The following is a 23,001-nucleotide window of genomic DNA, read 5'->3' as shown; positions in this document are numbered from 1 at the left end:
TTGCGATGGCACCGAAGACCGAGAGCCGGCCGAGCAGCTGCTCCAAAGGTGCCGTGTTGACCATGCCTTCTCCGCCTCCACTCAATCATGCTGCCAGTTATGCGCTTATGTGTTCGATTCGATGAAGTCGGCGCTCTGGATCCCCGCTTTCCAGTCGGCACCGTCGTCGACGATCATGCAGCCGGCGAGCTGGTCGAGAAGCGCTGTCATCTCGCGTTCGGCGAGGCGCACCGCCTGTTCGTCCCGGGCGGTGGTCGCCTTTCTGATCTCCCAGAGCGTTTCCGAGATCAATCGCTGCAGGAGAGCGGGTTCGGCTGCACGGTTAGGCGTTGACGACATGCTTGCCTACCTCGGGATCGGAGGGCTGCGGGACGCATCCTCCCGGCGCCGACGGAGCGCTCTCCGCGGGCGGCGGTGCCGGTGAAGATGTGAACCGACCTTGTCACCTCGGTGCCGAGAGCACATGGTCGAGACTGCTGAAAACACTACTGAGTCCACTTGTCGGTAGGCGCTCCGCGCCAGGCGGGGGAGCATCCTGCTCGATCTGATACTCGATGGCGGACAGAAGACGTGATCGACAACTGCGAGCCGCCGATCGGCGTGCACCACGGAGCGCCGAATCTGCTGTCGAGCGACTTCGCGGGGGCGGAGTCGACGCCATGCCACCCTCCTCATCGAGCCACTGTGGCAACATCAGCGTGGCACTATTCTACTTTGCCGTCAATAATTCGTCGCCAGTGACTTCGCATTCTGACAAGCTTGCCCGACCGACGTGCACGGCGACGGGGACTGCGCGCCGACGGCGATATCCGCGGGTCTCATCCCGATCGGCTTCACCGCAGAGGGTGATCGGATTTCGGTCGAGACCGAGTGGTCGGCTTCGACAGTGAGCTGATCTGGCGCCCGGGAGTCCCTGGACGTCAGGAAGGTGCACTACACCCTGTTCGGCTGGCGGAACCTCATGCCGTGGGTCGGTCGGCCGATTCCATGCGGCTGACCCAGGACGCGACCTGTGTCCGGGAGTGAAAGCCGAGCTTGGTGAGGATGTGCTGGACGTGCGATTCGACGGTCCGGCGCGAGAGCACCAGGTCCGTCGCGATGTCCTGGTTGCTCATTCCCTTCGCCAGCAGTTCGGCGACTTTGCGCTCGCGGGGGGAGAGGACCGTCAGCGGGTCCTCCCGCGCGGCACGCCTGGGCTCGGATGCGGGCAGGGGCATCCCGGCGATCTCACCGAGAACGTCGTCGAGAGGCCGGGCGCTCCCGTCCTGAACGGCCGCCTCGAAGGACGCTTCGCTGATCCCGGCGCGCACGATCGCCTCGACCTTGCCCTTGACGGCGAACTCACTGAACTCGAACGGCATCATTCGGCGCGGTCCAGGCTTCCAGATGGGGTCGGCCGCCCCCAGCAGGCGCGCCGCCCGGCTCAACTCGCCCGAACACGCGGCAACCCAGGCCAGCCCGTCGAGGGCCAGTGCCAGGCCCACGTCGTGGCCGAGTTGCCGGAAGAGGACGATGGCGTCGAGGAAGCAAGCGGTCGCGGCATCCCGGTCGGCGGCGCGGCAGCGCACCACACCGTTGATCCACAACGCGTTGGCACGCCACAACTGGGAATGCTCGGCTTCGAGGAATCTCAGCGCTTCGTCGGCGAGGCGTTCCGCGCCGGGGTCACCTGAGGCGAAGGCCATGGCCGCGGCGAAGAACAGGGCTTCCCCGGTGACCGTGGGATCGTCGGCCTCGCGCCCGCAGGCGATGGCCTCCTTGGCGTGCCTCAGAGCGGCAGCGACGTCACCGAGCACGAAGTCCGCGAGGATCGGGCAGAGGGTCAGCGCGGCCTCGACCCGGTGCAGGGCGAGCTTGCCCGCCAGCGCGCGGCACTCGCCCATGGTCCGTGCCGCGCGCTCCACCTCCGTCAGCAGCACCTCGATGTACGCGCACGCCCACAGCGCATCGGCCCGTTCCTCGGACGCCTCCGGGCTGCTGTCCAGCGCCTTGCGCAACCACTGGTAGCCCTCCATGATCACGCTCGGCTTGGACCAGTACATCCGCAGGCGGGCGGCGATGCGCAAGGCGATCCGCGGCTCTCCTCCCTCGGCCAGGCAGAACTGCATCGCCAGCCGGATGTTGGCGTGGTTGAGCCCGACCTCCTGGAACCAGCGGATCTCCCGCTCGCTGAAATAGTCGCTGCGGCCGCGGTCGGCCAGCGCGGCAAAGTGCTCTGCGTGGCGGACGCGGAGCTCCTTCTCCTCACCGAGGGCGACCAGATGCTCCCGGCCGTATTCACGGACCGTCTCGAGCATGGAGAACCTCGCCGATCCGCCTTCGCGTTGCAGGATGGACTTGTCGACCAGGCTGGCGAGCAGGTCGAACACCTGGGCCCGCGGCAACCGCACGTCGGTGCACACGCCCTCGGCCGCGTTGAGATCGAATCCCCCGGCGAACACCGACAGCCGCGCCCACATCAGCTGCTCTTCCGGTGAACACAGGCCGAAGCTCCAGCCGATGGTGGCCTTCAGGGCCCGATGGCGGGGCGGTGCCGACCTGGGTCCGGTGGTCAGCACGTCCAGGGCGTGTTCTACGCGTGCCAGGATCTCCTCGACCGGATACGCCCGCATCCGTGCCGCGGCGAGTTCGATGGCCAGGGGAATCCCGTCGAGACGCAGGCAGAGTTCCCTCACGGACCGCTGGAACTCCGGGCCCTCCGGCAGTTCGGGAACGACGGCCGCGGCGCGGTCCAGGAAGAGGTCGACTGCTTCGGAGGTCACTTGGCTGGGGCGAACGAGGTCGAGAAGATCGGTCTCGGGCAGTGACAGCGGGGGCACCTCGAAGAGGTGCTCACCATCGCTGCCCAGCACCTGCCGGCTCGTGGTCAGTACCCGCAGCGCCGGGGCACTCGTCAGCAACTCATTCACCAGGGCCACGACCGGGTGGATCAAGTGCTCGCAGTTGTCGAGGAGCAGGAGGAGGTTCTTGTCGCGGAGGTACTCGGCCAGACTCGCGGCCGGGTTGCCCGAGGCGTCCTTGAGTCCGAACATGGCCGCGACCTCGTAGGCAAGGAGGTCCCCTTCACGCAGCTCGGCCAGCTCGACCAGCCAGACCCCGTCGGGAAAGGCCCGGCGCACCTCCGCGGCGACACGGCGGGCCAGCCGGGTCTTGCCGACCCCACCAGGACCGGTCAGGGTGACCAGGCGCCCGGCCGACAGCAGACGCCGCACCTGCCCCAGCGCCCGCTCCCGCCCGACGAAGCTGGTCACCTCGGCTGGCAGGCGTCCTACGCACCGTGCAGTCATAGCGTGACGTTACACCCGGAATGTCAGCGGGAGTGGTGGCGAGTTTTCGGCTTCTTTTCGGTGCTTGCAGACTGACTCTGCTGGTCGAGCACCCTCTCCAGGTAGTCCAGGTCGGCGCGCAGCTGAGCGATGGCCCCCTGGGGGCCGGCGGCACCGGGGACGTGGCCATCGGGCTGGCGGACCATTGTTACGGCGAGATCAGCAATCAACTCCGCGACCTCGGCGGGGCTTTTCTCCCCGAGAGAATGCTGCCACCACGCGATCCAGTTGCACATACCGATCACCGCCAGGGCGGTCGTCCGGGGATCCACCGGGCGAAACTGGCCCTTTTCTATACCCTCTTCGATGAGGAGGATCAGCTCGCGCAGCGCGGCACGTTGCGCGGCGCGGTGGGAGCGGGCGAGATCGGGCGACAGATCCGCCTCCGACCTGAGTAGCAGCTGGAAGCGGTAGGGATCGGTGGCGCGGCGCAGAGCCATCGCCTGGGCGACGCCGCGCAACCGCACGGCCGCATCGGCGTTCGGATCATTCGCGAGCCGCTTGATCTCGACGGCGGGGGCCTCGGTGGTCTCCGTCACCAGCCGAGCCAACAGCTCGTCCTTGCTCTTGACGTAGTAGTAGAGGGCGGGGCGCGTCATGCCCATCGCGTCGGCGATGTCCTGGAGGTTCGTGCCCGCGAACCCGCGCTCCGCGAAGAGGCGCGCCGCCTCGGTGAAGATCTGGTCCTCGACCAAGCCGCGCCGAGAGGTCGCGCGTGGCGACGGCTTCTCCGCACCCTCGGCGCCTGCGGCCCGCCGCGACCTCGTGCCCTTCGCCTTCTGAACTTCATCTGACATGGTCAAATTCTAACGCCTGCGTAGAACCCCGGTGCAGTAGTGGTCGGCTAGTCGATGCGCCGAAGCCATCGCGCCAAGCGAGAACAGCCAGGGGGCGTACCTCGCTGCGCAGATATCCGCATCCGCCGAACTCGGCCACGAGCAGCCCTCGTCGACCTGCGCAGCTGGGACAGGCGGGCGACCGCCGTCGAGTTCAAGCATTCCCTCCCGCGTGCCGCCGACGACCTGGGACCCGGCCGTCCGGCGCATTGCCCGGGCCGCCGACGATCGGCTTCGTCGTGAGCGATGAATTCTTGACGGTAGTGACGATTTTCGGGTATATAGAGAGTGTCATGACGACTCGGCGTGTGGGGGTGATCGGTTGCGGCGCAGGCGGGTTCCGCTTGCCGAGCCGGACCGTCACCGCCAGGGCTTCACCGTTGCCTGTCGATCGCGCGAACTGCACCGTTCGAGCCGCTGGTGGAGCAGCCCCGTAGCCGATCGTCGAGATGCACAGGGGGCGGTCTTCACGGCGGTCGAGATCTCGGTCGGCATCGTCACCGCGCGCGCTCACCCGCACGCCGCCGACCGCTCCACCGTCGTGATCGAGACCGCCGTAGCGACGACCGGCGGGGTGGGGCCCGGTGCTTTTTCGACACCCACGGGATTGATTCCGCACGCTGCGGTGCCGGCCGGCGCCCATGAGTCCACTCGGTGGAGAGGAAAGAACTCGATGAGGAAGCCAGTAGGGCGAGACGTCGTTGTCGTGGGTGCCGTGCGTACCGCGATCGGCCGCGGTCATCCCGAGAAGGGCTGGTTCCGGGAGGTCCACCCCGCGACGCTGCTGGGCCGGTGCTTCTCCGCGGTACTCGAACGCTCCGGCGTGGCACCGGCCGACGTCGACGACGTCATCGCCGGCTGCGTGCAGCAGATCGGTGAGCAGGGTTGCAACATCGCGCGCAACGCATGGCTGCAGGAAGGCCTGCCCGTCGAGGTACCCGCGACGACCGTCGACAGACAGTGCGGGTCGGGGCAGCAGGCGGTCAACTTCGCGACCGCCATGATCGCCTCCGGGGCGCAGGACATCATCGTGGCGGGCGGCGTCGAGCACATGGGCCATCTGCCCTTCTCCGCCGGGGTCCGGGTCCAGGAGGAGTTCGGGCGAGCCATCACCCCGGAGGTGCAGGAACGGTACGGACTCGTGCAGGACCAGACACTGGTCGGGCAGGGCAACGCCGCGGAGATGATCGCCGATCAGTGGGACCTGTCCCGGACCGAACTCGACGAGTTGGCGGTACGGTCGCACCGGCTCGCCCACCTCGCCACGGAGTCCGGCGCGTTCCGACGGGAAATCGTCGACGTCCGGGTCGGCTCCCATGTCTACGACCTCGACCAGTGCATCCGCCCGGACAGCGACATCGCGACTCTCGCCGGTCTGCGCCCGGTCTTCCGCACCGACGGCCGCACCACCGCGGCGACTTCGTCCCAGGTGGCCGACGGGGCATCGGCGGTCCTGCTCATGAGTGCGGACAAAGCCGACGAACTCGGCGTCCGGCCCAGGGCGCGCATCGTCGACCAATCCGTCGTCGGCGTCGATCCGCAGATCATGCTGACCGGCCCGATCCCCGCCACCCACAAGATCCTGGACCGCAACGGACTGACCGTCGATGACGTCGACACGATCGAGATCAACGAGGCATTCGCCTCGGTCGTGGGGGCGTGGCTGCGCGAGCTGAAGCCCGACCTGGATCGCGTGAATCCGCGCGGAGGCGCGATGGCCCTCGGCCACCCGCTGGGCGCCACCGGCGCCCGGCTCATCACCACCCTGCTCCACGAACTCGAGGACACCGACCGCGAAATCGGGCTCGTCACCATGTGCTGCGGTGGTGGGCTCGGGACCGCGACGCTCGTCCAGCGACTCTGACCAAGGCGTTCGCGCGCCGGGAAACCGAAGGTGAATAGCGATGAAGCGTGAGTTGCACCATTTCGTGTCGGGCAAGAGCATGCCCGGCCAGTCAGGCCGGTTCGCCGAGGTCTTCGACCCGAACTCCGGGGCGGTACAGGCCCATGTGCCGCTGGCGTCGAAGGCCGAGGTCGAGGCAGTCATAGCCGACTCGGCAAAGGCGCAGGCCGAGTGGGCGCGATGGAATCCGCAGCGGCGGGCGCGGGTGTTGATGCGGTTCCTCGAGCTGATCCGCGCCGAGCACGACGACTTGGCGAAGCTGTTGTCCTCGGAGCACGGCAAGACCATCGCCGACGCCCAAGGCGACATTCAGCGAGGGTTGGAGGTAGTCGAGTTCGCGATCGGTATCCCGCACCTGCTCAAGGGGGAGTTCTCCGACAGTGCCGGCACGGGGATCGACGTGTATTCGATGCGACAGCCGCTGGGTGTGGTTGCGGGCATCACCCCGTTCAACTTCCCCGCCATGATCCCGCTGTGGAAGGCCGCTCCGGCGATCGCCTGCGGAAACTCCTTCATCCTCAAGCCTTCGGAGCGTGACCCGTCAGTGCCCCTGCGGCTCGCGGAGATCTTCGGTGAGGCCGGGCTTCCGCCGGGGGTGTTCAACGTGGTCAACGGCGACAAAGAAGCGGTGGACGTGTTGTTGACGGATCCCCGCGTGGAGGCGCTCGGGTTCGTCGGTTCGTCGGCGATCGCCGAGTACGTCTACGCCACGGCCGCCGCGCACGGCAAGCGGGCCCAGTGTTTCGGCGGCGCCAAGAACCACATGATCGTGATGCCCGACGCCGACCTCGACCAGGCCGCCGACGCACTCGTCGGCGCCGCCTACGGCTCGGCGGGCGAGCGGTGCATGGCCACTTCGGTCGCCGTCCCGGTCGGGCAGGCCACCGCCGACGCACTGGTCGACAAGCTCGCCGAGAGGGTTCGCGCGCTGAAGGTGGGAGCGTCCCACGACGCCAGCGCGGACTTCGGCCCGTTGATCACGGCCGACGCGGCACATCGGGTCCGCGAATACATCGAGTCCGGCCTCAGCGAGGGTGCCCAACTCGTCGTCGACGGCCGCGGTGTCACCGTGCCCGGATGCGAAGGCGGGTTCTTCCTCGGTGGTTGCCTGTTCGACCACGTCACGCCACAGATGCGGATCTACCGGGAGGAGATCTTCGGCCCGGTGCTGTCGATCGTGCGCGCCGAGGACTACGAGCAGGCGCTGCGGCTGCCCAACGAGCACGAGTACGGCAATGGAGTCGCGATCTTCACCCGCGACGGCGACACCGCCCGCGATTTCACCCAACGCGTCAACACCGGCATGGTCGGGGTGAACGTCCCCATCCCGGTGCCGATCGCGTACCACACCTTCGGCGGCTGGAAGCGCTCAGGGTTCGGCGACCTCAACCAACACGGCCCGGACTCGATCCGCTTCTACACCAAGACCAAGACCGTCACCTCTCGCTGGCCCAGCGGCATCAAAGAAGGCGCCAGCTTCGTCATCCCCACCATGAGCTGAGCGGACCCACCGGATCCTGGAAGGAGCCAACGACATCATGCGCGTAATCGTCTCCCGCGGCCCGCTCGGAGCCGCCCGGTGAACCCCGCGGAAGCAGAGGTGCTGCTCCACGTCGAACACGGCCTGGGCCGCATCACCCTCAACCGTCCCCGGGCGATCAATGCCCTCACTCACTCCATGGTCCGCACGATCCAGACCGCGCTGACCACCTGGGAGGCCGACGAGCGGGTGCGAGCCGTGGTCCTCGACGGCGCGGGTGAGCGGGGCCTGTGCGCCGGTGGTGACATCCGCTCGATCTACCACGACGCGCGCACCGGCGGCACCGCGTCACTGGCGTTCTGGGCCGACGAGTACCGGCTCAACGCCCACATCGCGCGCTACCCGAAGCCATACGTGGCGCTGATGGACGGGCTGGTCATGGGGGGCGGCGTCGGCCTGTCCGCACACGGCTCGCTCCGGGTCGTGACCGAACGCTCCAGTGTCGGCATGCCCGAAGTTGGTATCGGGTTCGTCCCCGACGTCGGCGGCACATATCTGCTCTCTCGCGCCCCCGGTCAACTCGGCGTCCACGCCGCGCTCACGGCCGCGCAGCTCTCCGGCCCCGACGCCGTTCACTGCGGACTGGCCGACCACTACGTGCCGAGCACCCGGCTGACCGACCTGCTGCACGCGCTGGAGACCATGACACCGGCCGACGCCGTGGCCTCGGTCGCCGAGACGCCCCCGGAGAGCACACTCGCCGCTCGGTCAGGGTGGATCGACTCCTGCTACGCCACCGACACCGTCGAGGAAATCCTCGACCAGTTGCACGCGCACGGCTCCGAGTCGACCGCGGCCGGAAAGGAGATCGAGGCGAAATCGCCGACCGCCCTCAAGGTCACGCTGCGCGCCCTGCGATCGGCGGCCGGCCTCCCCACGCTGGAGGCCGCACTCGACCAGGAGTACCGCGTCGCCAGTGGCTGTCTGCGCGCCCCGGACCTGGTCGAGGGTGTCCGCGCGCAGATCATCGACAAGGACCGAAATCCCCGCTGGTCACCCAGCACGCTCGCGGAGGTCGGCCCCGAACTCGTCGACCGCTTTTTCACCATCCCGGACAACGGCGATCTTGGCCTGGCAGGAGGGCAGCAGTGATGGGCACGACGACAGCGTTCCTCGGACTGGGCAATATGGGCGGCCCCATGGCGGCCAACCTCGTCAAGGCCGGACACATCGTGGTCGGATACGACCTGATGCCCGAGGCACTCGCCCGCGCCGAGGCAAGCGGGGTGACCACGGCACGCTCGGCGACCGATGCCGTCAGCGACGCCGAGATCGTCATCACCATGCTGCCCAGCGGCCGGCACGTCCTCGACTGCTACCGCGAGATCGTCCCGGCCGCACCGGCCGGTTCGTTGTTCCTCGACTGCTCGACCATCGACGTCGCCGCTGCTCGCGAAGCCGCCCACCTGGCCATCGACGCGGGCCACCCTGCGATCGACGCTCCCGTGTCCGGCGGCGTCGTAGGCGCTGAGGCAGGCACTCTGACGTTCATGGTCGGAGGCAGTGACGATTCCCTCTCTACCGCGGAACCACTGCTTGCGGCCATGGGACAGCGAACCGTCCACTGTGGCGGATCAGGAGCCGGGCAGGCGGCCAAGATCTGCAACAACATGATCCTCGGCATCTCGATGATCGCCGTCAGTGAGGCGTTCGCCCTGGGCCGGGAGCTGGGCCTGACCGACCAGGCACTGTTCGACGTCGCCTCCACCGCATCCGGGCAGTGCTGGGCCCTGACCACCAACTGCCCCGCCCCAGGTCCCGTGCCGGCCAGCCCGGCCAACCGCGACTACGCCGGGGGCTTCGCCAGTGGGCTGATGCTCAAGGACCTCCGCCTCGCCCAGGCCGCCGCCTCTGAAGGAGGCGTCGACACGGTCCTCGGCCGCACCGCGACGGACCTCTACACCCGGTTCGTCGAGCACGACGGCCCCCATCGGGACTTCTCCGCGATCATCACCGCCATCGCCTCCGGGAAGTCGTGATCAACGGCTCGGTTCCGCCGGTGTTTGGCATAAGTGTCAAACTTTCGCTACTCTCGTCGAGGATCCGGGAGTGGACCGGATCCTCTGTCGGAGGGCAGTCGATGCCGACGCCGTCGCTCCCTGTGGACGCAGGGTCCTCCCCGCCGCAACGGCGCATCACACCCGCCCGGGCCGAGCGCGATGTCGATCCCGCCGGCGTCTTTTCTCCGAATCGGAACGTCACCCCTTGGTGCACGTTTCCCAGGCCCACATCACCACCGGTCTCCACGAGGAGTCTCCAATGGCCGAGCCGCAATCGCCAAGGGACGTGGCAAAACACTTCTACGACAGCTACAACGAGCAGGATATCGACGCCAGTTTCGAACGGTACGTCGCCGAAGATGCGAAGAACCATGCGATGGGAGGCCGCTACGACCGCCAGGCATGGCTCGGGGTGGACGCCTTGCTGGTGCAGGCGTTCGCGGACTTCTCGATGACGGTCCTCGACCAGGTCGCCGAGGGCGACAAGGTGGCGACGCGCTGGATGGTGAAAGGCGCTCAGCGATCGGAATTCCTCGGGATTCCGTCGAGCGGGCGCACGGCAGTGCTGACCGGGACAGCGGTCGACCTGATTCGAGACGGCAAGGTCGCCGAGCATTGGCTCGACATCGATCTGAGTGGCTTCCTCCAGCAGTTGGCAGGAACCGAGAGCTGATCCATTCATCCGCAGGCTCGGGCGAAGGGCGGCCGGTCGAGCGCGCCCTTGGCCGTACTCGTCAACAGCGTCGGAGGGGACAGAGGTGTCGAAAACTCCGCAGAAGTATGACGTGATCATCGTGGGTGGCGGGTCGGCGGGCTCAGTCCTCGCTGCCCGTCTGAGCGAGCGATCCGATCGCTCGGTGCTCCTGCTCGAGGCCGGCCCGGCGCCGGCACGATCAAGGACTTCGGCGAGGCGATCCTCGATCCGAGCAACTTGGAAGCGTCCTATGCGGGCCATCCGGCCAACTGGTCACTGCTCGCCGAATCCACGCCCGGCACCGAGGTCGCCGTCCCGCGTGGCAAGTTCATCGGCGGATCGGGCTCCATCAACGGCGCGTACTTCATTCGCGCTACCAGGGAGGATTTTGACCGCTGGGCCGCGCTGGGCAATGACGAGTGGTCCTACGGTAAAACGCTCGCCTCGTACAAGTGCAGCGAAGCCGACCTGGACTTCTCGGGCCCTCTGCACGGATCCGCCGGCCCGATGACGATCCGGCGCGAGCGTGCCGACCGTGCACCGGAGTTCACGTCCGCTTTCACCCAGGCCTGCCTCGACCTCGGGTACCCCGAGGAACCCGACAAGAACGGCGACGGGCCCGAGGGCGTGGGTCCGCTGCCGCTGAACATCGTTGACGGTCGCCGGATGAGCGCCGCGATCTCCCATCTGATGCCCAATCTCGGACGCCCGAACCTGGAGGTCCGAGGGGGAACGTTCGTCCGCCGCGTGATCTTCGCCGGACGACGCGCTGTCGGCGTGGAGGCCGAGATCGACGGCGCCCCCGTGGTGCTGCGCGGCGACGAGATCGTCCTCTCGGCCGGCGTGCTGCGCTCGCCCCAGCTCCTGATGCTCTCAGGGATCGGACTCGCGGAGCAGCTCCGCAGGCACGGCATCGAAATACTCGTCGACGCGCCCGGTGTGGGCGCCGAGATGTTCGACCACCCGGATCTGGTGGTGTCCTATGCCATCGAGGCGCCGACGGTGCGCATTCCCGGGCGGGGCATCGTCACCTCGCTCCTTCACTGGAAGGTACAGAACCTGGGGGGGCGACAGCGACGGCAGCGTCGAGATCCTGCCGTTCGTCACCACACCCGGCGCCTCGACCGGGATGGAGCCCCCGGCCGGCGGACCGGATCCGGACGACCCGCTGTGGAACCCGTTCCTGTTCATGCGGCTGATGCAGCAGAACAGCCGCGGGCGGCTGACGCTCGCTTCTGCGGATCCGCACCACGCGCCCGGCCTGGCCTGCAACTTCCTGACGGAGGACGGCGACATGCGCCAGTACCGCGAGGTGGTCCGGGTTCTTCATGAGATCTTCGAGTCGGGGCCGATGCGGGCGGTCGGGGCGCGCGTGATCGGCCTCGGCCGAGGTGATGTCACGTCCGACGATGCGCTCGACGGGTGGATCAGGGCCCATCTCTCGCCATTCGGTCCCGGCCATGCGACCTCGACCTGCCGGATGGGCCCGGCGGACGACGCTCTTGCCGTGGTCGGTCAGGATGGGCGCGTCCGCGGTGTCGAGGGCCTGCGCGTGGTTGACACCTCGATATTCCCGATCGTGCCGTCGCGTGGCACCAGTGCCAGCGCCGTGATGGCCGGACAGCGCATCGCCGAGCTGTTCGACGGCCCGGTCGCGTAACCCCTGAGCCACCGAAAGATCCACGCGACGAGCGAATGAGGTACGAGCCCGGGTCGATTCCGGCTCCGGCGCCTTTGGCGCCGTGACGTCGCAGCGCCGGCGCGAGGCACCGGCGCTGCCCAGGCCATTCGGCTGCGCGCAGGCCTTGAACCGTGTTCCGCCCGCCGCGCATCTCTTCGCACTCGCTGCCGGATCCCTGCGCCGCATCGTTGCCGCCCCGGGCATTGACACTAACGTAGAAAAATGGTCGCATGTGTTTACACTGAATTTCTGGTCGGAAGGAGCCGAGATGGGGCGTTCGACGAGGCACGTCGAGTCCGGTGGGCGAACGGTCGACGGCGGATCGCACGACTACGACGTGCTCGAGCTGGAGTTCTTCCGCTACGCGGTCGAATCGGTCATCGAAGAGCTCGAGATCAGCATCACGAGAACCGCATACAACGTGCTGGTGTACGAGTACAAGGACTACTGCGTCGGTCTGGTTACCAAGGACTTTCGGCTGCTGAGCCAGTCCCGGCACAACCTGCCGATCTTCCTCGCGGACCTCGGTGTGCCCGTCGGGGACGCGGTGGAGGTCATCGGCGAGGACCGCATCGAGCCCGGCGACGTCTTCCTCACCAACTACACGCCGGTGCAGGGGCAGCATCTCAACAACATGATCGCGGCCACTCCCGTGTACACCGGAGGGGAGATCATCGGGTACCTCGCCGTCCGGATGCACTGGTCCGATGTGGGTGGCCAGAACCCCACGTCGCTGAGTTGGGCGGCAACGAGCGTCCTCCAGGAGGGCGTGCAGTACCGCGGAACGAAGATCATGAGCCGCGGCCAGATCGTTCCTGAAGCACTGGCCACCATCCAGGCGAACTCGTGGTCGCCGGCCGTCGTGACCGGTGACCTGATGGCTCAGATCGGAGCGCTTCAACTCGGTGCTCAGCGTTGGCAGGAGCGGGTGGCGAGCCGTTGGGACGCCGCGACGACGGAACGCATGGTCGAGCAGCAGTTCGCGACGAGCGCCCGGCTCAGCCGTTCGAAAGTGGCCGAGATACCGGACGGGGAGTACACGGCCAGCATCGACATGGATGACTCGGGTGCTCCCGGTACCGAGCCCTTGAAGCTCAAGGTTGTCATCAGGGTGACCGGCGAGCGCATGGTCGTGGACCTCTCCGACCTGCCGCCCCAGGTCGCGCGCCCGGTCAACGCCGGTGCGACCGGCGGTGCGCTCAGTTCCATGCGTGTGGGTTTCAAGTCGCTGTTGGCGCCCGAACGCCCGGCGGACGAGGGGCTGTTCGAGCCGCTCGAAGTCGTCATCCCGCCGGGGACCGTGCTGAGCGCGGTCGGTACTGCTCCGATGAGCTGGTACAACACCACGTTGCCCACCATGATCGATCTGTTCCTGCGGGCGATCGGGGAGAAGCTTCCCGATCGGATTCCGGCTGGACACCACGGGGCGTTCTGGGGCATCACGCTGGCCGGTCAATACGACAACGGCGAATACTGGACGTATCTCGTCGGAGCGAACGGCGGATTCGGAGCGTCTGCCGAGGATGACGGATTCGGTCCTTTGCGCACGCTCATGCACGGGGACAATCCCGATGTCCCGATGGAGATGGTCGAAGCTCAGTATCCTGTGCGGTTTCATCGTCACCGGATTCTCCGCGAGGCCGGCGGCGCCGGACTGCACCGAGGTGGTGCGGGGCTGGAACGAGTCGTCGAGGTCCTCCAGGAATCGCAGCTGAGCACATATATCGATCGCACGGTGAATCCTGCCTGGGGGCTGGCGGGCGGCGAGCCGGGACAGCCGGCTGCCATTCACGTCCAGCTGCCGGGAAGCGAGGACAGGCGGCCTTACGGCAAGACATCTCCGACGCCGGTACCGGCCGGCACCATGCTGTATCTCCGCGGCGGCGGCGGGGGCGGCTGGGGCGAGGCGCCGGTGAACGACGCCCCGTCCGAAAAAGAGTAGCGAGCCGGGTAGATGAGCGGAGTGCAGTCATGAAAGGCATTTCCCACACCGAGTTCGGAGCTCCCGAGGTCCTCTCCTACGGCGAGTTGCCAGATCCGATCGTGCACCTCGACGAAGCACTGGTCCGCGTTCACGCGGTCGGTGTCAATCACCTCGAAGCCGGGATACGCGCGGGCTACCTGACCCCGTTCTTCAATCACTTCCCGCCGATCATTCCCGGGTTCGACTTCGCGGGCGAGATAGTCAGCGCCGGGTACACCCTGGAGGACTATCAGCCGGGTGACCGTGTTCTGGGCACCGCGCTCAAGGACTACGTGAAGAACGGTACCTATGCCGAGCTGGTGGCCGTTCCTGGTCGACTGCTCGCTCGCGTACCGGAGGGCCTGGACCTCATCGAGGCCGCGGCCCTGCCGACGGCCGGCCTCGCTGCCTGGCAGTCCCTGCGCCCGCTCGTCGGCGAAGGGGACACGGTCTTCATCAACTCGGCGTCCGGCGGCGTGGGCCATCTCGCGGTCCAGCTCGCCCGTCATTTCGGTGCTTCGACGGTGGTCGGCGCGTGCTCGCCGGGCAATCACGAATTCGTCCGGTCTCTCGGCGGCATTCCGACCGAGTACGGACCGGGCATCGAGAGCCGGGTCGCCGAACTGGTCGGCGGGGACGGGCGCGTCGATGCCGTCCTCGACCTCGTGGGCGACGAGACGCTGGACTCGTCCTTCGCGATCGTGCGGAAACCGGACCATGTCGTGTGCCTGAACCCGTCGACCGTGGAGCAACGGGGCGGGCACTTCAGCGCGGCGCGCCCGAACCAGAACGATCTGGAGGAGCTGGCGCGCCTCGCCTCCGCAGGTGACTTGCATGTGGAGATCAGCAAGACCATTCCGCTCGAACTGGCGGCAGACGCACATCACTTGATCCAGGACCGCCATGTCCGGGGCAAGCTGGTGCTGTCCGTCAAGCCGTGAGCACAGATCGTCGAGCCATACGAAAAGGGCAGGCGAATCCGGTGCCGGGCCGCCTGACGAACAACAGAGGAGCTGGAGTGCTGCCCGAGGGGACACGAAACAAAAGCGACAGGCAGGCGGCAGTGGCCGCCCGCGTGGGCGCCGACATCGGCGGTACGTTCACCGACGTCGCCGCGGTGGACGCAGACGGCCGCCTGCACATCGGAAAGCGGCTGACGACCCATGGTGCCGAAGGCGACGGGGTACTTGCCGCGCTCGCCGATACGGCCACCGACCTCAGCGGGTCGGAGACCATCCTCGCCCATGGCACCACGTTGGTCATCAACGCGCTGCTGGAACGCAAGGGCGCACGGGTCGGACTGGTCGTCACCGAAGGGTTCGGCGACGTCATCGAGGGTGGCCGCTCCAGTCGGCCCGAGATCTTCAATCTCACCTACCGCCGGGATCCCGTGATCGTTCCGCCGGAACTGCGTTTCGAGGTGGCCGAACGGATCTATGCCTCCGGTGCGATAGCCGTACAGCCCAGTCACGACGAGATCGACGGCCTCGCGGACAGGCTTCTCGCAGCGGGTGTGGAAGCGGTGGCGGTCGCGTTCCTCAACTCCTATGTGGAACCGGCGAACGAACGGCTTGTCGCCGACCGGTTGAGGACACGCCTGCCCGGCATCACCGTCACGATCTCGTCGGACATCAGCAGGCAGTGGCGCGAAGCCGAACGGTTCACAACCGCCGCGGCGAACGCCTACGTCGCGCCGGTCGCCGACCGGTATGTCGCACGGCTGCTCAACGGCCTGCAAAGCGACGGTTTCGCCGGCGAGTTCGTGGTCCTGGACTCGAACGGTGGCGCCCTCGCCCTCGACGCCGCCCGCCGCTTCCCGGTGAAGACCGTGGAGTCCGGGCCGGTCGCGGGTGTGATCGGCGCCCGCGAGTTGGCGGAACAGTTCGGCATTGAGAACATGGTGACCTTCGACATGGGTGGCACCACGGCGAAGTCGTGCCTGATCGAAGGCGGACGGTATGCGTCGACGGAGCTCTACTGGATCAACGGCTACGAGCGGGGCTTCGCCCTCCAGGTCCGTAGCGTCGACGTGACCGAGGTCGGTGCGGGAGGTGGATCGATCGCGTGGTGTGACGAGTCCGGCACGATGCTGGTCGGTCCGAAGTCGGCCGGCTCCCAACCGGGACCGGCCTGTTACGGCGGCGGCGGGACCGAACCCACCGTCACCGACGCCAACCTCTACTGCGGTCGCCTCGACCCGCAGAACTTCGTCGGGTCCCTCCAACTGGACATGGGCGCCGCCGAGGCCGCGATCGGTCGACTCGCCGATCAGACCGGCATGGATCCCCATCGGGTCGCTCTGGGGATCATCAAGCTCGCCAATCTCTCCATGGCGGCGGCCGTGCGGCGACAGACCTTGGAGCGCGGCCGTGACCCGCGAGAGTTCACCATGGTCGCGATCGGCGGAGCGGGCCCCATGCACGCATGCGAGGTGGCGCTCGAATGCGGTATCGGCCAGGTCCTCATCCCGGTCCATGCCGGGCATTTCTCGGCGATCGGCATGCTGGGCGTGAACCTGCGCCTGGAGCGCAGCGAAATCCTGTCGACCAGGCTGCCCGACCTGGAATCGGCGTCGTTGCGCGAGGCCGTGGGCCGTATCGCGGACGAACTGGAGAAGGAGCTGTTCTTCGGTTCCGACGGCAGCCTGAGGGCTGGCGAGCTCCGAGTCGAGTGGGCACTCGCCCTGCGCTACGTCGGCCAGAGCCAGACACTCCTCGTCCGGCTCCCGGGCAAGGCGGACGGCAGCGTGCCCCAGAACGTCGCTGAACTGCTGCGCGCCGAGTTCGAAAGCGAGTACCGCCGCCGCTACGGCCACATCGACGAGCTGTCCGACATCGAGGCCGTCGAACTCGAAGTCACCGTCGAACGGGTGCTCCCTCGCCCCACGATCGTCGACAGTGAGGTCTCGGGGGGGCCGCGAAGCGAGATCATGTCCTACTTCGACCTCGACAGCGGTCCGGTCACCTCAGAGGTGATCGCGCGAGGTTCACTGACGGTCGGGGATACGTTTACCGGCCCCGTTGTGATCTATGAGCAGGGCGCCACCTCGGTGATCCCTCCTGGCGCGCGTGGCCTCGTCCTCGAAGGCGGCAGCATGTTGATCGATCTGCGCGACATCGCAGCTGCGTAGGAACTGCCGCATCGATGGTGCCAAGTCGGCGAAAGGCTACGAACAGGTAAGCATCGTTGGCCGGTCATCGGGCAGTGGTCCGCCGGCCTCGGTTTGGGCGGTGCCGGTCTTATCGGCACCGCCGGAAGCCGTTTCACTTCGAGAGGCCGACGATGAATGCTTGAAGTACTGTGCGCGGAGTCGCGCCGCCGGTGACCGTAGTACAACAGCCGGCGGAACAGGTCGAGAAGAGCCTCGCTCTTCGTCGCCGACCAGGTCAGCGGCAGGTGATCGGCGAAGGACCAGCCCACCACCCGCCGCGAGGATATGTCGATGCAAGACGTATGTCGTGCGTGCGGTGGCCGGGACGTTGCGACCGTTTCCTCACCCGACGGAGCCCGAGCAGCGGCTTCCCGGGCGTCGAAGACCAGAGAGCCCTGTATACGGGGCGCCGCAGGTCACGATGTCGACCCGGCCCGGGCACCGCCAACCGCACGGACTTGCACACCTGTGGGCGCAACGCCGGCCCTGTGCTCACGGCGGCAGCCGTCACCGCCCTCATCCCGCTGACACCGCCGGTCGTTCGACCCCACTCGCCCACACCTGGTGAACTACACCGACCTGTCGGCGATACGCCCCCCGGACAGCCAATTGCCAGCAGCCTGCCTCAGGGCTGTCCCGTAATCGCTGGTCACGGGTGAGATGATCTTGCCGTGCCTGGTGTGATCACGGCGTCGGAGCCGTCCTGGATAGCCCCGTTCACCGGGCTGAGCCAGCGTCAGTTCAGCAAGGTGGTCACCGCGTTGCGGCGAGAGGGCGTAGATCCTGTGCGCAAGGGCCGGCCGTGGAGCCTGCCGCTGGAGGACCGCGTGCTGCTGGTCGCCGCGTACTGGCGGACCAACCTGACACTGCGCCAACTGGCGGCCCTGTTCGGGGTTTCCAAGTCGGCAGCCGACCGCATCATCGACCACCTCGGACCCGCGCTCGCCCTCCAGCCACGCAAGCGGTTCCGCAAGGACACCGTGCTGATCGTGGACGGCACCCTTGTCCCCACCCGCGACCACCAGGTCGCCGAACAGTCGAAGAACTACCGGTACTCCACCAACCATCAGGTCGTCATCGATGCCGACACCCGGCTCGTCGTTGCGGTCGGCCGGCCATTGCCCGGCAACCGCAACGACTGCAAGGCATGGGAGCTGTCCGGCGCGAAAGATGCCGGGCCTTCACCCTTGATCGTGGACACCGGTTGTTATGCGGCGGTGGTCAGCGTAGTTGATCGCTGTTCGTAGTTGATCGGGCTCTGCTGACCGAGGGCTGAGTGCCGTCGCCAGGTGTTGTAGCGGGTGACCCAGCGGAAGACCGCAAGGCGGGCGGCGCGAGCTCCGGGCCAGCGTTTCGCGCCCTTGAGAGTCTCCCTTTTCATGCTGGCGTTGAACGACTCCGCGGCGGCGTTGTCCGCGCTGGTGCCGACGGCCCCGCGTGATCGGATCACGCCGAGGTCCTTGCAGACCTGGGCGAACTCCTTGGAGGCGTACTGGGCTCCGTTGTCGCTGTGGAAGATCGCTCCGCGCAGGTTCCCTCCCCGCGCGCCGGCGGCGGCCTTGAGGGCGTCGGTGACCAGTTCGGTCCGCATGTGGTCGGCGATCGACCAGCCCACCAGACGCTTGGAGTGCAGGTCCAACACCGTTGCCAGATAAAGAAATTGGCCGTCGCCGACCGGGAGGTAGGTTATGTCGCCGACGTACTTCTTGTTCGGCCCAGAGGCGGTGAAGTCCCGCTGGATCAGGTCCGGCACCGGGATGGCGTCGGCTGCGGGGACCGTGGTGCGGACCTTCTTGCGCAGGTGCAGCCCGACGATGCCGAACTTCCGCATGACGCGTTCCACCCGCTTGTGATTGATCCGCAGCCCGGCGCCCTGGAGCTCGGCGGTGACGCGCGGAGCCCCGTAGGTGCCGTCGGACTCGGTGTGGATCGACGTGATCCGCCCGGCAAGTTCGGCGTCCGCACGCGCCCGCCCGGCCCGCGCATCCAAGCCGGCCAGGTGCCGGTAAAACCCGGAACGGGAGAGCCCCAGGATCCGGCACAGCCGCTTCACGCCGAAGGCGTCATGGTGGTCGGCAACGAACTGGAAACGGCTCACCAGCTGGTCTCGCCCGCAAAATACTTCGCGGCCCTCCGCAGGATCTCGCGTTCCAGCTCGAGCTCCTTCACCTGGGCCCGCAGCCGCTTGTTCTCCTTCTCCAACTCGCTGGCCTCCACCGCGCCGGGCACGGCGGCCTGCTCGGCATCCCGCACCCAGGTGCGGAGCGTCTCGTGGTTCACCCCAAGATCCTTGGCCACCGACGCGTACGTCCGGCCCGGGCTGGAGCGGTACAACGCGACGGCATCGGCCCGGAACTCAGGCGAGTACTTCGACGTCCCCAACGGGAACTCCTGTCCTTCGGATCTTCACGATCCAATGATCAGGGTGTCCACGGTCAAGGGGTAACGCCCGCCGTCGGCCACACCACTGTCATTGCGGACGGCGGCTACCGCGGCACCGGCCTGATCATCCCGCACTGCCGCGAACCCGGCCAGGCCCAACTCCCTGACTGGAAAGAGAAACACAACGTCTCCCATCGCAAAGTCCGCGCTCGCGTCGAGCACGCCTTCGCCCGGATGAAGACCTGGAAAATCCTGCGCGACTGCCGCCTCAAAGGCGACGGAGTCCACCACGCCATGCTCGGCATCGCCCGTCTGCACAACCTCACCCTCGCCGGGTGACGAAGAAACCCACAGGCCAGTCGGCATGCCGTAGATCATTTACGGGACAAGCCTTCGGCAGGGTGCTGGAACCGGACATGGCACACCGGCTGAAAGAGCGTCCCAGGGAACGTGCTTGGTTCAAAGTCAGGTGTCGTGCCAAGTAGGCGCAGAGCGGTGGAACAGCATGTGGCAGTACGCCCGCTTCGGCTTCGGGCTGGGGAGTTGCAGGGGTTTTTGTCACTCAATCATCCACCCCACCACTGACAATCCTCGCGGAACGGACGAGACCTCTAGGACCTGTGACCTGCCGCGCTATCCGGAGTGGTTTCTGTGTCCTGAGATTCGCCGAGGTCAGTGAGGAGTTGCCCGATCCGGGAGGCGATGGCGTTGTGTCGTTCGACCTCGCGGGGCCAGCGGCGTTCTACGGCGTCCTGAGCGAGCTGCTGCTCACGGGAGAGCCCTGCTGGAGGGCCTGATCGCGGAAGCCGCGAAGCGGGGCCGGCGTCGGTCAGCGCCGGAAGCATTCCTCGCGGCGCTTGTTGCCCGCCGGTTCGAAGCACACCCGAAGGCCAGTGAGATCTCTGCCGCCGATCATGGGGGAAGAGGAAGCTCTCCTCGTCGTATTTGTCAGCGACCTCGACCCGTTGTGACCAACTGCTCGGGGCCGACACCTTCACGGGCGGCGCGGTCCAGCTCGGGATTCGAACTGCGCGGTTTCCGGGTGGCGGGTATGGCAGGCGGACTAGAGTCACAGCATTGGGACTAGAGTGTGTCTCCGTGTGTTCGTGGACTACGCTCCGGCCATGGGTAAGTTTCTCGCGGTCCTGAATGGCGCAGCCGACGATGCTGACAAGGCGGAGTTCACCGAACAGCAGCGAAGTGAGTTCATGAACGCGTGGGCGGCGTGGGCTCAGAAGAACCAGCACGCGCTGGTCGATCCCGGAGCGCCACTGTTTCGCAAGAAGCTGGTGACGGCCCAAGGCGTCGAGGACTTCACCGACTCGAAGACCGGATACGCGATCGTGGAGGCCGAGTCACACGATGACGCGGCGCGGCTCTTCAGGGACCACCCTCATATCGCTTTGATTTCAGGGAACTCGATCGAGGTTCTTGAGTGCCCGCCCATCCATGCCTAAGTTCTGCTTCCTTGGTCATCGTGCGCTGATCCATCTGCGGACCACGAACCCCATCGAGTCGACGTTCTCCACGGTCAAGCTCCGTACCAAGGTCACCCGCGGCGCCGGCAGTCCGGCCGCTGCCCTCGCGATGGTCTTCAAGCTGGTCGAGTCCGTCCAGACCCGCTGGCGCGCGATCACCCGAGCCCACCTCGTCGCCCTCGTCCGCACCGGAGCCCGCTTCGAGAACGGTCAGCTCGTCGAACGCTCCGAGGCCACAGCGGCGTGACAACGGCACAACGCAAGTCCTATGCACCCTTGAAAGGATGAGCCGATGCAACCTGCACGCGTTAGGGCAGCCGCCTACGTGACCCGCAGCGTTCCCGGCGGCCGGGAGCTGCTTGTCTTCGATCACCGGGATTCCCCTGAGGCTGGAACCCAGGTGCCGGCAGGAGGCGTGGATGCCGGGGAACTTCTCACCGAAGCCGTTCTGAGGGAGATCACAGAGGAGACCGGCGCAACCGGCATCACGATGGGGTCAGCCCTGGCCGTGCAGCAGCGCCCGCATCCGCAAACCGGCCAGCCGCAGGTCACTGTGTTCTTCCATGCGCAGACCACCGAGACCCGCGACACCTGGACGCACACCGTTGCAAGCCAAGATGGTGGCCAGGACAACGGCATGGTGTTCCGGTGCTACTTCATCCCGGCGGAGCAGGCAGTCGCTCTACTGGCCGACAACCAAGGTGAGTTCATCCACCTCGTCAAACGGCCAGGCACCCCAGCAACCACCTAATGATCACGATCCACAGTTCTAGACAATAGCTCGAACTGACGCACCAGCAGCAGAAGTCACACACTAATCAACGAGCAACTGCTGGCGCAGGACACTAGCCTTACGATCTCCCCTTCGGTTCAATGGCACTCACTCGGTGGGAAGGGGAGCTAGCGGCATGGTGAGGCGACCAGGAAACCCACCGTTACGCAGGACCCGACCCCCTCTACACCCACGGCGAGTGCGACCAGGGGACGACGGGGGTACCACTGGTTGGGGCAAGAAAATCAGTGCTGGGTTCACCTTTCTGGCTCTCGTTGGAGCCGTGGTGGCCCAGTACCTGGGGCTCTGGAAGGACATGTTTGGAAACGGCGGTGACTCGGCCTCCCCGGGGCCGAGCGCTTCCGCTTCGGCGCCCGTCGCTCCCGGCCCGCTCACTCCGGCGCCAGCCGGTTCCAACGCTGTGTGCGGTACGTCGGACAAGGACGTCGTCCTGACGCTGGACGGGAAGCCCACTCGTTCTGCGGCCCACGTGGTCGCGACGGTGAGGTGCATGCCCGCACCCGGGGACCATCTTTCATGGGTGGTGCGAAAGGAGGCTGGCATTGCTGCCAACCCCCATACGCATTACACCCTGAGATATGACCTGAGCGATGGCCCCGGCAAGTACATCTACGACAGCGACCTGAGAACGACTGCTCCGGGATCTGAGCGAACAGTATCCGTCGTACTGATGGATAGCGATACGTACCAGGAGGTGAAGAAGACTACTGACCTCGAGACGGGTTATGTGCAGTTACCCTCACCCGTCCCCCTTGAGTCCAATTCGGTGCTCATCAAGACACCGCAGTGACCACGCCGTAGCACTTGCACGCTGAACCCTCGGCTCGGCCGAGGGCCCGCCGGACACCTTCCACGTCACCGGCCTGGAAGTGAAGATGGGCGCCAATCGTGTCCGCCGCGACCACCACGGCCATGGACGACGCCGCACGGCCCGGGGGAGTCTCCTCCTCATCGAGGCCCATGAGTTGCACCCCAGTGCGCTGCAGCCGGTTGACCAGCACGTTGGCCGACGGGTCGGAGTCCGGCCCCACCTGCCCAGTCCACCCCAGCAGCACTTCGGTTTCGTCCTGGTCATGGCCCAGACGCATTGCGGCGGTGATCTCCAATTCCACCTTGGCCAGCAGGACACCGAGCAGTCGTCGGCGGTCCTCGTCCTGCGGCCCCTGCGGCCACAACTCCGGATCGAGTACCGGCTCCGCTCCCAGCGCCACCAGGGCCCGATATATCTGATCCGCGCTCACAGGATGCTCACGC

General features: G+C 66.9%; 17 protein-coding genes and 4 pseudogenes. 16 read left to right on the top strand and 5 right to left on the bottom strand.

The window, feature by feature from the left end; genetic code table 11:
* Positions 1–105 precede the first annotated feature (105 nt).
* The 3 genes from OG568_RS54250 to OG568_RS54240 all read right to left on the bottom strand — a co-directional run bounded on the left by OG568_RS54250 (position 106) and on the right by OG568_RS54240 (position 4,021).
* Entirely contained in the window at positions 106–291 is a 186-nt protein-coding gene (locus tag OG568_RS54250) for a hypothetical protein (RefSeq protein WP_329537417.1), read from the bottom strand.
* Between the two features lie 668 nt (positions 292–959).
* On the bottom strand, positions 960–3,287 hold the full coding sequence (locus OG568_RS54245) for an ATP-binding protein (RefSeq protein ID WP_329537416.1): 2,328 nt from the start codon (positions 3,285–3,287) through the stop codon (positions 960–962).
* A 23-nt stretch (positions 3,288–3,310) separates the two neighbouring features.
* Positions 3,311–4,021 carry a TetR/AcrR family transcriptional regulator gene (locus tag OG568_RS54240; RefSeq protein WP_329537415.1) on the bottom strand — a complete coding sequence of 237 codons (711 nt, stop codon included), beginning with the start codon at positions 4,019–4,021 and terminating at the stop codon, positions 3,311–3,313.
* A gap of 814 nt (positions 4,022–4,835) precedes the next feature.
* Here OG568_RS54240 and OG568_RS54235 point away from each other — a divergent pair.
* The 12 genes and pseudogenes from OG568_RS54235 to OG568_RS54180 form a co-directional block, all read left to right on the top strand.
* Positions 4,836–6,026: a thiolase family protein gene (locus tag OG568_RS54235; RefSeq protein WP_329537413.1), complete on the top strand. Its 1,191-nt coding sequence runs from the start codon at positions 4,836–4,838 to the stop codon at positions 6,024–6,026.
* A gap of 40 nt (positions 6,027–6,066) precedes the next feature.
* Complete coding sequence (locus tag OG568_RS54230; protein WP_329537412.1) at positions 6,067–7,566, top strand: CoA-acylating methylmalonate-semialdehyde dehydrogenase; 1,500 nt, start codon at positions 6,067–6,069, stop codon at positions 7,564–7,566.
* Positions 7,567–7,644: 78 nt separating this feature from the next.
* Complete coding sequence (locus tag OG568_RS54225; RefSeq protein WP_329537411.1) at positions 7,645–8,697, top strand: enoyl-CoA hydratase/isomerase family protein; 1,053 nt, start codon at positions 7,645–7,647, stop codon at positions 8,695–8,697.
* A complete protein-coding gene (gene mmsB, locus OG568_RS54220; protein WP_329537409.1) occupies positions 8,697–9,584 on the top strand; it encodes a 3-hydroxyisobutyrate dehydrogenase in 888 nt (295 codons plus the stop codon). Before OG568_RS54225 ends, mmsB begins: the two co-directional genes overlap by 1 nt.
* 280 nt (positions 9,585–9,864) lie before the next feature.
* Positions 9,865–10,278: an ester cyclase gene (locus OG568_RS54215; RefSeq protein WP_329537408.1), complete on the top strand. Its 414-nt coding sequence runs from the start codon at positions 9,865–9,867 to the stop codon at positions 10,276–10,278.
* Positions 10,241–10,501: pseudogene (locus OG568_RS54210) on the top strand (NAD(P)-binding protein); the annotation flags it as partial. The gene OG568_RS54215 and the pseudogene OG568_RS54210, both read left to right, overlap by 38 nt.
* A 35-nt stretch (positions 10,502–10,536) precedes the next feature.
* Positions 10,537–11,631 (top strand): GMC family oxidoreductase N-terminal domain-containing protein, encoded by a 1,095-nt coding sequence (locus OG568_RS54205; protein WP_329537407.1) that lies wholly within the window; start codon positions 10,537–10,539, stop codon positions 11,629–11,631.
* Positions 11,522–11,959 (top strand): GMC oxidoreductase, encoded by a 438-nt coding sequence (locus OG568_RS54200; RefSeq protein ID WP_329538284.1) that lies wholly within the window; start codon positions 11,522–11,524, stop codon positions 11,957–11,959. Before OG568_RS54205 ends, OG568_RS54200 begins: the two co-directional genes overlap by 110 nt.
* An 82-nt stretch (positions 11,960–12,041) precedes the next feature.
* On the top strand, positions 12,042–13,922 hold the full coding sequence (locus OG568_RS54195; RefSeq protein ID WP_329537406.1) for a hydantoinase B/oxoprolinase family protein: 1,881 nt from the start codon (positions 12,042–12,044) through the stop codon (positions 13,920–13,922).
* Positions 13,923–13,951: 29 nt separating this feature from the next.
* The gene (locus tag OG568_RS54190; protein ID WP_329537405.1) at positions 13,952–14,884 is read left to right on the top strand and encodes an NADP-dependent oxidoreductase; all 933 of its coding nucleotides are present in this window, start codon (positions 13,952–13,954) and stop codon (positions 14,882–14,884) included.
* A gap of 122 nt (positions 14,885–15,006) precedes the next feature.
* Positions 15,007–17,073: a hydantoinase/oxoprolinase family protein gene (locus OG568_RS54185; protein ID WP_329537404.1), complete on the top strand. Its 2,067-nt coding sequence runs from the start codon at positions 15,007–15,009 to the stop codon at positions 17,071–17,073.
* Positions 17,074–17,765: 692 nt separating this feature from the next.
* A pseudogene (locus OG568_RS54180) lies at positions 17,766–18,326 on the top strand (transposase family protein); the annotation flags it as partial.
* Here the strand turns inward: OG568_RS54180 and OG568_RS54175 are convergent.
* A protein-coding gene (locus OG568_RS54175; protein WP_266421100.1) for an IS3 family transposase occupies positions 18,302–19,476 on the bottom strand; the annotation gives its coding sequence in 2 pieces (ribosomal slippage) (positions 18,302–19,209 and positions 19,209–19,476; 1,176 coding nt in all). The pseudogene OG568_RS54180 and the gene OG568_RS54175 sit on opposite strands and share 25 nt — an antisense overlap.
* A 63-nt stretch (positions 19,477–19,539) precedes the next feature.
* Here OG568_RS54175 and OG568_RS54170 point away from each other — a divergent pair.
* The 4 genes and pseudogenes from OG568_RS54170 to OG568_RS54155 all read left to right on the top strand — a co-directional run.
* Positions 19,540–19,815 (top strand): annotated as a pseudogene (locus tag OG568_RS54170) (transposase); the annotation flags it as partial.
* Positions 19,816–20,600: 785 nt separating this feature from the next.
* Positions 20,601–20,933 carry a hypothetical protein gene (locus OG568_RS54165; RefSeq protein ID WP_329537403.1) on the top strand — a complete coding sequence of 111 codons (333 nt, stop codon included), beginning with the start codon at positions 20,601–20,603 and terminating at the stop codon, positions 20,931–20,933.
* Positions 20,934–20,961: 28 nt separating this feature from the next.
* Positions 20,962–21,201, top strand: a pseudogene (locus OG568_RS54160) (IS256 family transposase); the annotation flags it as partial.
* 45 nt (positions 21,202–21,246) lie between these two features.
* Positions 21,247–21,705, top strand: a complete 459-nt coding sequence (locus OG568_RS54155) for an NUDIX hydrolase (protein ID WP_329537402.1) — start codon at positions 21,247–21,249, stop codon at positions 21,703–21,705.
* Between the two features lie 815 nt (positions 21,706–22,520).
* Here the strand turns inward: OG568_RS54155 and OG568_RS54150 are convergent.
* Positions 22,521–22,988 carry a hypothetical protein gene (locus tag OG568_RS54150; protein ID WP_329537400.1) on the bottom strand — a complete coding sequence of 156 codons (468 nt, stop codon included), beginning with the start codon at positions 22,986–22,988 and terminating at the stop codon, positions 22,521–22,523.
* Positions 22,989–23,001 lie beyond the last annotated feature (13 nt).

The sequence above is a fragment of the Streptomyces sp. NBC_01450 genome, from assembly GCF_036227505.1.
In the GTDB taxonomy this organism is placed as follows: Bacteria; Actinomycetota; Actinomycetes; order Streptomycetales; family Streptomycetaceae; genus Streptomyces.
Note: the sequence above shows the minus strand (reverse complement) of the source record. Positions and strands in the feature narration are given on the sequence as shown.